Annotated in this window: 12 protein-coding genes; 9 read left to right on the plus strand and 3 right to left on the minus strand. The window is 57.2% G+C overall.

The window, feature by feature from the left end; all coding sequences use genetic code 11:
• The first annotated feature begins 170 nt into the window (after positions 1-170).
• Together OXR61_RS01760 and uspE are read left to right on the plus strand one after the other, a co-directional pair.
• Positions 171-923 carry an FNR family transcription factor gene (locus tag OXR61_RS01760; RefSeq protein ID WP_031279133.1) on the plus strand — a complete coding sequence of 251 codons (753 nt, stop codon included), beginning with the start codon at positions 171-173 and terminating at the stop codon, positions 921-923.
• Positions 924-1,042: 119 nt separating this feature from the next.
• A complete protein-coding gene (gene uspE / locus OXR61_RS01765; protein ID WP_021506107.1) occupies positions 1,043-1,999 on the plus strand; it encodes a universal stress protein UspE in 957 nt (318 codons plus the stop codon).
• Positions 2,000-2,075: 76 nt separating this feature from the next.
• Here the strand turns inward: uspE and pntB are convergent, their stop codons facing one another.
• Complete coding sequence (pntB, locus tag OXR61_RS01770; protein WP_021506108.1) at positions 2,076-3,467, minus strand: Re/Si-specific NAD(P)(+) transhydrogenase subunit beta; 1,392 nt, start codon at positions 3,465-3,467, stop codon at positions 2,076-2,078.
• Positions 3,468-3,478: 11 nt separating this feature from the next.
• Positions 3,479-5,011, minus strand: coding sequence for a Re/Si-specific NAD(P)(+) transhydrogenase subunit alpha (pntA, locus tag OXR61_RS01775; RefSeq protein WP_021506109.1), 1,533 nt, complete (start codon positions 5,009-5,011; stop codon positions 3,479-3,481).
• Positions 5,012-5,549: 538 nt separating this feature from the next.
• Here pntA and ydgH point away from each other — a divergent pair.
• A complete protein-coding gene (gene ydgH / locus OXR61_RS01780) occupies positions 5,550-6,506 on the plus strand; it encodes a DUF1471 family protein YdgH (RefSeq protein WP_021506110.1) in 957 nt (318 codons plus the stop codon).
• 206 nt (positions 6,507-6,712) lie between these two features.
• Complete coding sequence (locus OXR61_RS01785) at positions 6,713-8,104, plus strand: basic amino acid/polyamine antiporter (protein ID WP_021506111.1); 1,392 nt, start codon at positions 6,713-6,715, stop codon at positions 8,102-8,104.
• Here the strand turns inward: OXR61_RS01785 and OXR61_RS01790 are convergent, their stop codons facing one another.
• Positions 8,105-8,518: a hypothetical protein gene (locus tag OXR61_RS01790; protein WP_021506112.1), complete on the minus strand. Its 414-nt coding sequence runs from the start codon at positions 8,516-8,518 to the stop codon at positions 8,105-8,107.
• Positions 8,519-8,693: 175 nt separating this feature from the next.
• On the opposite strand from OXR61_RS01790, the gene rstA reads away from it, so the two are divergent.
• The 5 genes from rstA (at position 8,694) to OXR61_RS01815 (ending at position 13,990) form a co-directional block, all read left to right on the plus strand.
• Positions 8,694-9,416 (plus strand): two-component system response regulator RstA, encoded by a 723-nt coding sequence (gene rstA, locus OXR61_RS01795; protein ID WP_021506113.1) that lies wholly within the window; start codon positions 8,694-8,696, stop codon positions 9,414-9,416.
• Positions 9,416-10,726: a two-component system sensor histidine kinase RstB gene (gene rstB, locus OXR61_RS01800; protein ID WP_021506114.1), complete on the plus strand. Its 1,311-nt coding sequence runs from the start codon at positions 9,416-9,418 to the stop codon at positions 10,724-10,726. Before rstA ends, rstB begins: the two co-directional genes overlap by 1 nt.
• 12 nt (positions 10,727-10,738) lie before the next feature.
• Positions 10,739-12,226 carry a carboxypeptidase M32 gene (locus OXR61_RS01805; RefSeq protein WP_021506115.1) on the plus strand — a complete coding sequence of 496 codons (1,488 nt, stop codon included), beginning with the start codon at positions 10,739-10,741 and terminating at the stop codon, positions 12,224-12,226.
• Positions 12,227-12,428: 202 nt separating this feature from the next.
• The gene (gene asr, locus OXR61_RS01810) at positions 12,429-12,905 is read left to right on the plus strand and encodes an acid resistance repetitive basic protein Asr (RefSeq protein ID WP_071813568.1); all 477 of its coding nucleotides are present in this window, start codon (positions 12,429-12,431) and stop codon (positions 12,903-12,905) included.
• 278 nt (positions 12,906-13,183) lie between these two features.
• On the plus strand, positions 13,184-13,990 hold the full coding sequence (locus OXR61_RS01815) for a serine protease (protein ID WP_021506118.1): 807 nt from the start codon (positions 13,184-13,186) through the stop codon (positions 13,988-13,990).
• The last annotated feature ends 1 nt before the right edge of the window (position 13,991 follow it).

The following is a 13,991-nucleotide window of genomic DNA, read 5'->3' on the forward strand; positions in this document are numbered from 1 at the left end:
TATGGAAAGAAAACGTTCCAGATCAAAAACCGGCTGGTCATTTGCAGACATCAAAGCCGCGAATACCCAGCATTTGTGCGGTTTTGATCATTATTACTGCTCGGATGAGTTCACATGACAAAGAAAAATGTTAAAATTGACGACAGTCAATAATCATCGAGCGTACCTATATGATCCCGGAAAAACGCAGCATTCGACGTATTCAGTCTGGCGGTTGTGCCATCCACTGTCAGGATTGCAGTATCAGCCAGTTGTGTATTCCCTTCACGCTGAACGAACATGAACTGGATCAGCTGGACAATATTATTGAACGCAAAAAGCCGATTCAGAAAGGCCAGACGCTGTTCAAAGCCGGTGATGAACTGAAATCCCTTTATGCTATCCGCTCCGGCACCATTAAAAGTTACACCATTACCGAACAGGGTGATGAACAGATCACCGGTTTCCATCTGGCGGGCGATCTGGTGGGCTTTGACGCTATCGTCAGCGCGCATCATCCGAGCTTCGCTCAGGCGCTGGAAACAGCCATGGTCTGTGAAATCCCGTTTGAAACCCTCGACGATCTGTCCGGTAAAATGCCGGCGCTGCGTCAGCAGATGATGCGTCTGATGAGCGGCGAGATCAAAGGCGATCAGGATATGATCCTGCTGCTGTCGAAAAAGAACGCGGAAGAGCGTCTGGCGGCGTTTATCTGGAACCTGTCGCGTCGCTTCGGCCAGCGCGGTTTCTCACAGCGTGAATTCCGCCTGACCATGACGCGCGGCGACATCGGTAACTATCTGGGACTCACCGTCGAAACCATCAGCCGTCTGCTGGGACGTTTCCAGAAAAGCGGCATGCTGGCGGTGAAAGGCAAATATATCACCATCGAAAACCATGCGCTGCTGGCTGAACTGGCCGGCCAGACCGATCAGGCAGCGTAACCGCCTGCCGGGTCGATAAATGTTATTTTATTGATCCGGCAACAACTTTTCCGCTTCTGCCCTGCGCCATCTTAGGCTATCTTTAATCCAACTTCGCTTTGGTTTGAGGAGAGTGCCTTATGTCCCGGTATCAGCATATTCTGGTGGCGATTGATGCTCAGCAGGACGACCAGCCGGCGCTGCGGCGTGCGGTGTATCTCAATCAACGTATCGGCGGAAAAATCAAAGCCTTCCTGCCTATCTACGACTTCTCCTACGAAATGACCACCCTGCTGTCGCCCGACGAGCGCGTCAACATGCGCAAAGGGGTGATTAGCCAGCGTACCGAATGGATCCGCGAACAGGCGCAGGCCTATCTGGAAGCCGGCGTGGATATCGAGATCAAAGTGGTGTGGCATAACCGGCCGTACGAAGCCATCATTCAGGAAGTGCTGGCGCATCAGCATGATTTGGTCCTGAAGATGGCGCACCAGCACGATCGTCTGGAAGCAGTGATTTTCACACCCACCGACTGGCACCTGCTGCGTAAGTGCCCGTGCCCGGTATGGATGGTAAAAGACCAGCCGTGGCCGGAAGGCGGCAAAGCGGTGGTGGCGGTAAACCTCGCCAGCGAGGAACCGCATCATGATGAGCTTAATCAAAAACTGATCCGCGAGACCACGCAGCTGGCTGAAATGGTGAATCACACCGAGGTGCATCTGGTGGGCGCCTATCCTGTCACGCCGATTAATATTGCCATCGAACTGCCGGATTTTGATCCCAGCGTCTATAACGATGCCATTCGCGGCCAGCATCTGGTGGCGATGAAAGCGCTGCGCCAGAAATTCTCCATCGGCGAGGAGTTTACCCACGTGGCGAAGGGCCTGCCGGAAGAAGTCATCCCGGATATCGCTTCGCATCTCGACGCCGGGATTGTGGTGCTGGGCACCATCGGTCGTACCGGTCTGTCAGCTGCGTTTCTCGGCAATACCGCTGAACAGGTGATCGATCACCTGCGTTGTGATTTGCTGGCGATTAAGCCGGATGATTTCAAATCGCCGATTGACCTCGACGATGAGGAAGATGACGAAGATTAAATTAAACGGGGCGGCCATGATGAGCCGCCCCGGTGGTTCAGGCTTGTCAGGGCGGTGATATCACCGCCCTTTTCTTTTATGACAGCGCGCGCAGAATGCCCTCAACGCTGGCTTTGGCATCGCCAAACAGCATCTGGGTGTTCTCTTTGAAGAACAGCGGGTTCTGCACCCCGGCGTAACCGGTGTTCATTGAGCGTTTGAACACGATAACGTTTTGCGCTTTCCACACTTCCAGCACCGGCATGCCGGCAATCGGGCTGCGCGGATCGTCCTGCGCCGCCGGGTTCACGGTGTCGTTGGCACCGATAACCAGCACGGTGTCGGTATCGCTGAAATCATCGTTGATCTCATCCATCTCCAGCACCACATCGTACGGCACTTTGGCTTCCGCCAGCAGCACGTTCATGTGCCCCGGCAAACGACCGGCTACCGGGTGAATACCGAAACGCACCTTAATACCGCGCGCGCGCAGCTTCTCGGTGATCTCTGCCACCGGATACTGCGCCTGGGCGACCGCCATACCGTAGCCCGGCGTGATGATCACTGAGGTCGAGTTTTTCAGCAGTTCTGCCGTCTCTTCCGCGCTGATTTCACGGTGTTCACCCGCTTCTTCTCCCGCGTCTGCACCGCTCACGTCAGTGCCGAACCCGCCGGCAATCACGCTGATAAAGGAACGGTTCATCGCTTTACACATAATGTACGACAGGATGGCACCGGAAGAGCCCACCAGCGCACCGGTGACGATCAGCAGGTCGTTGCTCAGCATAAAGCCTGCCGCCGCCGCCGCCCAGCCCGAGTAAGAGTTGAGCATCGAGACCACCACCGGCATATCCGCACCGCCAATCGACGCCACCAGATGCCAGCCGAACACTAGCGCAATCACCGTCATCAGCAGCAGCGCAACGCCCTGTGCGGCGGTGCTGTCGGTACGCACAAACCACAGCATCAGCAGGAATGAGACCACCAGCGCCGCCAGATTCATTTTATGGCGATGCGGCAGCATCAGCGCTTTTGAGGAGATCTTGCCGCGCAGTTTGCCAAACGCCACCACCGAACCGGTGAAGGTCACCGCGCCGATAAAGATGCCGAGGAACACTTCGGTCAGATGGATATTTTCCATCACCGCTGACAGTCCTGGCGCGTGGTCAAGGTAGCTGTTGAACCCGACCAGCACCGCCGCCAGACCGACAAAGCTGTGCAAAATCGCCACCAGCTCCGGCATTTCGGTCATTTCGACTTTCTTCGCCAGACGCACGCCAATCGCACCGCCGATCACCATCGCCAGCAGAATCCACGCCACGTTGCTGCTGTGCGGACCAAAAATGGTGGCGAGCAGCGCCAGCGCCATGCCGCTGATACCAAAGATATTGCCCTGCTTTGAAGTCTCATGCTTCGAGAGCCCGGCCAGGCTGAAAATAAACAGAATTGCGGCAACAATGTATGCTGCAGTCACTAATCCGCCAGACATGTTGTTACCCCTTAATTCTTACGAAACATTTTCAGCATGCGCTGGGTGACGGTGAAACCACCGAAGATATTGATGCTGGCAATCAGGACGGCGATAAACGCCAGGAAGGTGACCCAGCCGCCATGGCCCATCTGCAGCACCGCGCCCACCACAATAATGCCGGAGATGGCGTTGGTGACGGACATTAACGGCGTATGCAGCGCGTGACTGACGTTCCACACCACGTAATACCCGACGACGCAGGCAAGCGCGAACACGGTAAAGTGCGACAGGAATTCCGCCGGCGCGACGTTGGCCAGGCAGCCGAACAGCACTACCGCGAGCGCCAGCAGCAGATACTTGCGCCACGGCGCAGCGGGCTTCTCTGCCGCTTTCACCTGCGGCTGTGCGGCAGGTTTTGCGGCCTGTGGCGCAGCAGAAACCTGAATTGGTGGCGCAGGCCAGGTCACTTCTCCGTCACGAATCACTGTGACGCCGCGCACCACGACATCGTCAAAATCAACCACGATCTCGCCGTTTTTCTCTTTACACAGCAGCTTCAGCAGGTTCACCAGGTTGGTGCCGTACAGCTGCGAGGACTGCGTTGGCAGCCGGCTCGGCAGATCGGTGTAGCCGATGATTTTGACGCCGTTGCCGCTCAGCGTGACGCGGTCGGCGACAGTCAGATCGCAGTTACCGCCGGTGGCTGCCGCCAGATCAACAATCACGCTGCCCGGCTTCATGCTGGCCACCATCTCTGCGGTGATCAGCTTCGGTGCCGGTTTGCCCGGGATCAGCGCGGTAGTGACGATAATATCCACTTCCTGCGCCTGCGCCGCGAACAGCGCCATCTCCGCCTTGATAAAGGCCTCGGACATCACTTTGGCGTAACCGTCGCCGCTGCCCGCTTCCTCTTCAAAATCGAGTTCAAGGAACTCGGCGCCCATACTTTGCACCTGCTCCTTCACTTCCGGACGGGTATCGAAGGCGCGCACGATGGCACCGAGGCTGCCCGCCGCGCCAATCGCCGCCAGACCGGCCACGCCAGCCCCGATGACCATCACTTTTGCCGGTGGCACTTTACCGGCGGCGGTGATTTGCCCGGTGAAGAAGCGGCCAAACTCATGGGCTGCTTCGACGATGGCACGGTAACCGGCGATGTTCGCCATCGAGCTGAGCGCATCGAGCGACTGCGCGCGTGAAATACGCGGTACGGAATCCATCGCCATCACGGTGATGTTGCGTGCGGCTAATTTCTCCAGCAGCGCCGGGTTCTGCGCTGGCCAGATAAAGCTCACCAGCATGCTGCCCGCGCGCATCAGGGCGATCTCGCTGTCGTCTGGCGCGTTTACCTTCAGCACGATGTCGGACTGCCAGACATCCTGCGGATGACTGATGCTGGCACCGGCGGCGATAAAACTGTCATCATCAAAGCTGGCGCGCAACCCGGCGCCCTGCTCAACGGTGACGCTGAATCCCAGCTTGATGAGCTGCTCAACGGTCTTTGGCGTCGCTGCGACGCGGGACTCATTGGCTAACCGCTCTTTGGGTATCCCAATTAACATACTGTTTCCTTTCCATGATTAAAGGATGAGGTTCTGTAAGGGGCACATGCTTAAAAGCCGAAACGCTGTTTCAGCTTTTTATGAGCGAAATGCACTATGTAACAAAGTCTTTATAACCTACTGAAAATGCCCAGGACGATCTAGCGCCATAACGCACACTTATGACATTCACACAGATATTCAGATGCCAGCGATGAATACCGTGGGATGCGACCAGGTTTGCGGCATTATGGAAAATAATCTGCTGTGCCTAATCGTGTCATGACGAATTAACTGTTTTTAAAAACCTATATTTAACAATGCCTTAACTATTATGGTACTAAGCGATACCGGTTAAAGCGGTAAGCTGACCAAAAAAAAGCCATAACAGCGAAAGATGACAGGCCGATGAATAAAATGCTGGGATTGTCAATGTTATGCGCATAAATTGGCTGAGACAGGCCGATTATTACATGCAATAATCAGCGGCTAATCTGTTATACATCAAGAGTCCAGCACGTTTTCGTACTCAATTTGCGTAAGGCGAAGGATCATTTTTATGAAGCTGAAGAACACCATTCTGGCGTCGACCCTGTTATCACTGCTGGCAGCCAATGCGTTTGCTGCCAAAGAGTTAACGCCAGAACAAGCGGCCGCGTTAAAACCATTCGAACGCATCAATATTAGCGGCCGTTTTAATGCAATTGGCGATGCAACAGACGCCGTGTCTAAAGCCGCCGACGCCAAAGGCGCGGACTCTTTCTACGTGCAGGGCATCAACGACAGCAACGGTAACGGTGGCAACTGGCGCGTTACCGCCGATCTGTACAAAGCCAATGCAGCGAAAGTGGAACAAAGCACGCAATACCGGATGTTCAACGGCGTGAAAGAGCTGCCAAAAGCCGAAGCCTATCGTCTGGAACCGTTTGATACCGTGTCCGTCAGCGGCTTCTTCTCCAGCCAGCCGGACGTGAACGAAGCTATCGCCAAAGCGGCAAAAAACAAAGGCGCGGCCTCCTTCTTTATTGTGCGTCAGGTGGATGCTAACAACGGTGGCAACCAGTACGTGACCGCCTACGTGTATAAAGCCGATGCCAAAGCGCGCGTGGTACAGGATACGTCTGACTCCATTCCGGCTGATTCAGAAGCCGGTAAAGCAGCCCTGGCTGCGGGCGGCGCAGCGGCGAAGAAAGTGGCAATCCCTGGCGTTGCTTCCTCGGATACGCCGAGCACCAGCGTGGGTCGTTTCTTTGAAACCCAAAGCTCTACCGGTCAGCGTTATACTGTGACGCAGCCGGATGGCCGCAGCGTGCAGGAAGTCAATGCGATCACGGCCGCACAGATGCAACCGTTTGACACCATCTCCTTCTCCGATCACTTCGGCACGCCAACCGAGATTTCAGAAGCCGTGGGCAAACGCGCCATCGCCAAAGGCGCGAAGTACTATCACATTACGCGCCAGTGGCAGAACCAGAGCGGCGGCAACCTGACCGTCACCGCTGACCTGTTTAAATAATCCCCGCGCAGGGCGGCGCCCGTCGCCCTGCCGTTTGCATAATCCGTGTGCAAATCTGCATAGTCTTGCATTGCCTTCACCGTTCGCTCTCCGTAAAATCTGCCGCCTGTTTTCAGGGTATTCCGTTTTAAACGGGACTGATTGCCACGTTACACTCTGGCTGAACAACTACTACCCAGCACACTCTGCTGCTCAGGAATGGCGTTTTGGATAAAAAATTAGGTCTTAGCGCGCTCACTGCGCTGGTGCTCAGCTCGATGCTCGGCGCGGGCGTCTTTAGCCTGCCACAAAATATGGCGGCGGTTGCCGGTCCGGCGGCGCTGCTGATCGGCTGGCTGATCACCGGTGTCGGTATCCTCTTTCTGTCGCTGGCGATGTTGCTGCTGACGCGTCTGCGCCCGGAACTGGATGGCGGCATCTTCACCTACGCGCGCGCCGGCTTCGGCGAGCTGACCGGCTTCTGCTCGGCATGGGGGTACTGGCTGTGCGCGGTGATTGCCAACGTCTCGTATCTGGTGATTGTGTTTTCAGCGCTGAGCTTCTTTACCGATACGCCGGATCGCATCGTGTTTGGCGATGGCAACACCTGGCAGGCGATGCTTGGCGCTTCCGTGCTGCTGTGGCTGGTGCACTGGCTGGTGCTGCGCGGCGTACAGACCGCGGCCAGCATCAACCTGCTGGCGACGCTGGGCAAACTGGTGCCGCTGCTGCTGTTCGTGGTGCTGGCGCTGCTGGCGTTTAATTACGATCGCTTCCGTTTTGACTTTGATGGCGCGGCGCTCGGCCAGCCGCTGTGGCAGCAGGTTAAACAGACCATGCTGATCACCCTGTGGGTATTTATTGGCGTGGAAGGCGCGGTGGTGGTCTCTGCCCGCGCGCGCCACAAGAAAGATGTCGGGCGCGCCACGCTGCTGGCGGTGCTGGCCGCGCTGCTGGTCTACCTGCTGGTGACGTTGCTGTCGCTTGGCGTGGTGCCGCGTGCGGAACTGGCGCAGATGCGCAATCCGTCGATGGCCGGTCTGATGGAACGGCTGCTCGGTCACTGGGGCGATGCGGTGATTGCGGTTGGCCTGATTATCTCGGTGTGCGGGGCCTATCTCAGCTGGACCATTATGGCGGCGGAAGTCCCGTTCCTCGCCGCGCAGCAGGGTGCGTTTCCGCGCAGCATTGCCCGGCAGAACCGCCATAACGCGCCGGCGGCGTCACTGTGGCTGACTAACGGCAGCGTGCAGGTGTGCCTGATTCTGATTGCGGTTACCGGCGCGGATTACAACACGCTGCTGACTATCGCCTCAGAAATGATCCTCGTGCCCTATTTGCTGGTCGGTCTGTATCTGGTCAAAGTGGTACGTGGTCAGCACAAACCGCTGGCCCTGTTGACCGGTCTCGGTGCCAGCGCCTATGGACTGTGGCTGCTCTACGCCTCGGGGCCGCTGCATCTGCTGTTGTCAGTGGTGCTTTACGCGCCGGGTCTGCTGCTGTTCCTGTATGCACGACGCGGTGGCCGCGGCGATCAACCGCTGTTTGCGCTGGAGCGCATCGCCATCGTGCTGTTAATTGCCGCCTCACTGCCCGCGCTGTGGCAGCTGACGCGCTAATCAGTGTGGTTGTAAAGGAATGGAAACGCACAGCAGATCATTCTGCTGTGTCAGATTGAGCGGCTTGCGGTATTCCAGATGGATGGCGTCAAGCTGCTCAGCGGACAGCGGATAAGGCAGCTGGATATCGAAGCGGCTGATGTGCTGCTGTTCGGCCAGGGTAATCAGGCGGGCAATGTTAATTTCGTCGCTGACCTGGGTTGAAATGATTTGTAATGCTAATTCTTTCAGATGGTCGTCGCTGGCCTGTAAACTGTGCCCGGACTTGCGCGTCACCATGCCAAAAATTGGCATCACGCCGTAAATGGCATCGACAAAGCTCCAGCGTTTTTTGCAGGAAGCGGAAAGGAAGTCACTGTAGTTGAAGCAGATGCGGTCACTGTATCCGGCTGAAGCCAGCTCTTTATCAGACACCCTCGCACTCCTCCTGTTTTCAGTACGATTCCGAACCTTGCGCCAGAACGCGCCGGTAATAATGGCACATTTCACGGTGTACATACCAGTAAGACAAGGATAATTCGTGCGGTAGCGTAGAGCTCAGGACCAGGAAAAGCTATGCTGCTGACATTCTCAGCCATGACAGAGCATTATGAACAAAATTGTCTATGTGGAAGATGAGCCGGAAGTCGGCGAACTGATTGCGGCTTATCTTGGCCGCCACGATATTGAGGTGCTGGTTGAGACGCGCGGCGATCGCGCGGAAGCGACCATTCTCGCCGCCGATCCGGATCTGGTATTACTGGATATCATGCTGCCGGGCAAAGATGGCATGACGCTGTGCCGCGATTTGCGTGCCCACTGGCAGGGACCGATTGTGCTGCTGACCTCGCTCGACAGCGACATGAACCACATTCTGGCGCTGGAAATGGGCGCCAATGACTATATTCTGAAAACCACGCCGCCGGCGGTGCTGCTGGCGCGCCTGCGCCTGCATCTGCGCCAGGCGCACGTGGCCAAACCGGAAGCCGCACCCGCCGTGCAGAGCTCGCAAAAGGTGCTGCGGTTTGGTTCGCTCACCATTGATGCGCTCAACCGCCAGGTGATCCTGTTCGACGAACCCATCACCCTTTCGACCGCCGATTTTGACCTGCTGTGGGAGCTGGCGAGCCACGCCGGAGAAATTCTCGACCGTGACGCGTTGCTGAAAACCCTGCGCGGCGTGAGCTATGACGGCATGGATCGCAGCATCGACGTCGCCATTTCACGCCTGCGCAAGAAACTGTACGACAGCGCCACCGAGCCGTTCCGCATCAAAACCATCCGTAACAAAGGCTATCTGTTCGCGCCGCAGGCCTGGGATACCCGCTCCTGATGAGAAAGCTCTTCATTCAGTTCTATCTGCTGCTGTTCGTCTGCTTCCTGGTGATGACGCTGCTGGTGGGTCTGGTGTACAAATTCACCGCCGAGCGCGCCGGACGCCAGTCGATGAACGACCTGATGGCCAGCTCGCTGTTTCTGATGCGCAGCGAACTGCGTGAGATCCCGCCGCGCGACTGGAATAAAACCATCCGCAACCTCGATCTCGATTTATCCTTTGAGCTGCACATCGAACCGATGAGCAAATATCAGCTGGACGAAGCCGACATGAAGCGGCTGCGCGCAGGTGAGATCGTCGCCCTCGACGATCAGTACACCTTCCTGCAGCACATCCCGCGCAGCCACTATGTGCTGTCGGTCGGACCGATTCCTTACCTGTTTTATCTGCACCAGATGCGCATCCTTGATATCGCCCTGCTGGCGTTTATTGGCATGTCGCTGGCGCTGCCGGTGTTTATCTGGCTGCGGCCGCACTGGCAGGAGATGCAGCGGCTGGAGAAAGCGGCTCAGCGCTTTGGTCGCGGCGAGCTTGACGTGCGCACCCATTTTGAAAACACCTCCAGCCTGCACAGCCTTGGCGTGGCGTTCAACCAGATGGCGGACAACATCAATACCCTGGTGGCGAGTAAAAAACAGCTGATTGACGGTATCGCGCACGAGCTGCGCACGCCGCTGGTCCGGCTGCGTTACCGGCTGGAGATGAGTGAAAACCTCAGCGCGGCAGAATCCGCGGCGCTGAACCGTGACGTCGGCCAGCTGGAGAGCCTGATTGAGGAGCTGCTGACCTATGCGCGCCTCGACCGGCCGCGCGTTGACCTCAATCTGCAATCTTTCGATCTGGCCCAGTGGCTGCGCGTGCACATCGCTGACGTGCAGACCATGAATCCGCAAACGCACATTACGCTGGATATTCCGCAGCTGGAAAACATTGGCGCGGCAGATACGCGCCTGATGGAGCGGGTGCTGGATAACCTCGTTAATAACGCCCTGCGCTATGCGCAGCAGCGGCTGCGTGTCAGCCTGTGGTTTGACGGCGCCATCGGCAATCTGCAGGTTGAAGATGATGGTCCGGGCATTCCGCCGGATGAACGCCAGCGGGTATTCGAGCCTTTTGTACGGCTCGATCCCAGCCGCGATCGCGCCACCGGTGGCTGCGGCCTCGGTCTGGCGATTGTGCACTCTATTGCGCAGGCGCTGCAGGGCCAGGTCTCGATTGAGAGCAGTCCGCTGGGCGGCGCCTGCGTGCGCTTCTGCTGGCCAGTTGATCTCCCCTTGCGCGACGTGACGCCGCGCTTACCTTCATAAGGAGCTTGTTACATGACCGCAGCTTATCAGGAACTTAGCCGCACCTTTCAGCGCCTGGCGCGTTTTGGCCATCTGGGCGCGATTGCCGGCGTGGATATGCAAACCACCATGCCGCCGGGCGGCAGCCAGGCGCGTGGAGAAGCGATGGCGGAGCTGAGCGTATTTATGCACGAGCTGCTGACCGACAAGCGCCTCGGCGGGCTGTTTGACGCCGCCAAGCAGGAGTCGCTGAACGATGTGGAGCAGGCCAATCTGGGCGAAATGCAGCGCGCGTGGCGCCAGGCAACGCTGCTGCCGGCCTCGCTGGTGGAAGCCAAATCGCTGGCCGGCTCGCGCTGTGAACACGCGTGGCGCAGTCAGCGTCCGGCCAATGACTGGCAGGGCTTCAGCGCTAACCTGAAAGAAGTGGTGAAGCTGAGCCGCGAAGAGGCACAGCTGCGCGCCGATGCGCTCGGCGTATCACGCTACGATGCGCTGCTGGATGTGTTTGAGCCAGGCATGACCAGCGCGCAGCTCGACAGCACTTTTGGCGATCTGAAAAGCTGGCTGCCGGATCTGCTGCAAAAAGCGGTAGCCCGCCAGCAGGCAACGCCGATTGCCCAGCCGGTCGGCCCCTTCGCCATCGAATCACAAAAGCAGCTCGGCCTGAGCGTGATGGCGACGTTAGGGTTTGATTTTAATCACGGCCGGCTGGACGTGAGCGCGCACCCGTTCTGCGGCGGCGTACCGGAAGATGTGCGTATCACTACGCGCTACAACGAAAACGATTTTCTCAGCGCGCTGATGGGCGTGATCCACGAAACCGGCCATGCGCGCTATGAACAGAATCTGCCACAGCAGTGGCGCGGACAGCCAGTGGCGCTGGCGCGCTCGACCGCGATGCATGAATCGCAAAGCCTGTTTATGGAGATGCAGCTGGGGCGCAGCCACGCGTTCCTGCAGCATATTCATCCCCAGGTAGTGGCGCTGATGGGCGACCAGCCGGCGCTGGAGCGCAACAATTTTATTCGTCTGACCCAGCGCGTGCAGCCGGGCTTCATTCGCGTCGATGCCGACGAGCTGAGCTATCCGGCCCACGTGATTTTACGTTACGAAATCGAGCGGGCGCTGATTGAAGGCGAGATTGAAGTCGAGGATATTCCGGCGCTGTGGGATGAAAAAATGCAGCAGTCGCTGGGTATCGATACGCGTGGTAATTACCGCGACGGTTGTATGCAGGATATTCACTGGACCGACGGTGCTTTCGGCTACTTCCCGACCTACACGCTGGGTGCGATGTACGCCGCTCAGCTGTTCCAGGCGGTAAAACGCGCCATTCCGCAGGTGGACCAATTGATTCAGCAGGGTGAACTGCAACCGGTGTTTGACTGGCTGCAGCAGAACATCTGGCAGCACGGCAGCCGCTTCCCAACGCAGCAGCTGCTGGTCAACGCCACTGGCGAAGCGCTCAACCCACACTATTTCCGTCAGCATCTGGAACAGCGTTATCTCTCTGCATAACCGTGCGGCGGCCGGGCTGGCCGCCGTTTTTTACCCGTACAGTCGCCCGCGATTGCAGCGCCCTCGCCCGGTTTTCCTGCTTTGTACAATCCGTTACACGCCGATACCATTCCCTCACTGAAGGCACGAATTGTTTTACATATAGTGCATTCACCGGCCCCGCAGTGGGCTACACATGAAAAAATAGTTCGAGGGTTTTGCAATGAAAAAATTATTTGCGCTGGTGATCGCCGCTGCTATGGGTCTGTCTTCTGTAGCCTTCGCTGCTGAGACAACAACTGCTGCTCCTGCTGCTGCTGCAACTACCGCTGCACCGGCTAAGCACAAAGCTGTTCACCACAAAAAAGCCGCTGCTCAGAAAGCGCAGGCTGCCAAAAAGCACAAGAAAGTAGAGAAGAAAGCACCAGCGGCTCAGAAAGCGCAGGCGGCTAAAAAGCACCACAAGAAAGCCACCAAACCAGCTGCTCAGAAAGCCCAGGCCGCTAAAAAGCACCACAAGAAAGCCACCAAGCCAGCTGCTCAGAAAGCCCAGGCTGCTAAAAAACACCACAAAGCCACCAAGCCAGCTGCACAGAAAGCTCAGGCGGCTAAAAAGCACCACAAAAAAGTAACCAAACCTGCTGCTCAGAAAGCTCAGGCTGCTAAAAAGCACCACAAAGCGAAAAAAGCTGCTAAATAAGGTTGCCTTGCGCGCCAACACCGCATTAATGATTGAAAACACCCGGTTCTGCCGGGTGTTTATTTACTGGAGTAGCGAAAAATGGTGCGTCGCTATCGCTTCGAAATTATCCTGATTGTCATGATTCTGTGCGGCATTATTGCGGCCAGCTTTTTTATCTAGTCGTTGTAGCGTGCTGATTACTCCAATATTTCTCCCTTTTTTACCGCTCACCGACTATAGTTATCGCTCAAGCGTGATGACCATAACCTCTATTTATTCTCGCCATTGAGAGAACTATGCGCCTGGCTATCCTGTTATTTGTAGGTCTTTTTAGCTTTAACCTCACAGCCCATGCCGATGATGAAGACGGCCCCAGCCCGGAAGAGATTAAGACCCTGTTCTTCGGCAAAGATCATCGTAAAGCCATTACCGACGTCAGTGCGGCGCCGTGGGATGCCATTGGTCAGTTAGAGACGGAAAGCGGCAATCTGTGCAGTGCCACGTTGATTTCGGCCCATCTGGCGCTGACGGCCGGACACTGCTTACTGACGCCCCCGGGCAAATTCGACAAGCCGGTCGCGCTGCGCTTTATGGCGGGTGCCAAAGGCTGGCGCTACGAAATTCATGATATTGACGCGCGCGTAGAGCCTTCGCTGGCGCGGCGTCTGCAGGCGGATGGTGAAGGCTGGATCGTGCCGCCAGACGCGGCACCTTACGATTACGGCCTGGTGATTCTGCACAATCCGCCGTCCGGTATCGTGCCGATTCCGCTGTTTGACGGTTCACGCAGCGATTTAACCGCCGCGCTGAAAACCACCGACCGCAAAGTGACACAGGCCGGTTATCCCGCTGACCATCTGGATACGCTCTACTCGCACAGCGATTGCCTGATCACCGGCTGGGCGCAGCGTGCCGTGCTGTCGCACCAGTGCGACACCCTGCCCGGCGACAGCGGTTCACCGCTGCTGCTGAAGCGCGACGGCGAGTGGCAGCTGATTGCGGTACAGAGCTCGGCGCCGGCACCGGCCGATCGCTATCGCGCCGATAACCGCGCCATTGCCGTCACATCCTTTAAAGACAAGCTGGAAGCGCTGGCGCAATAAG

The organism is Pantoea sp. GM_Pan_4 (assembly GCF_026541005.1).
In the GTDB taxonomy this organism is placed as follows: domain Bacteria; phylum Pseudomonadota; class Gammaproteobacteria; order Enterobacterales; family Enterobacteriaceae; genus Pantoea; species Pantoea dispersa.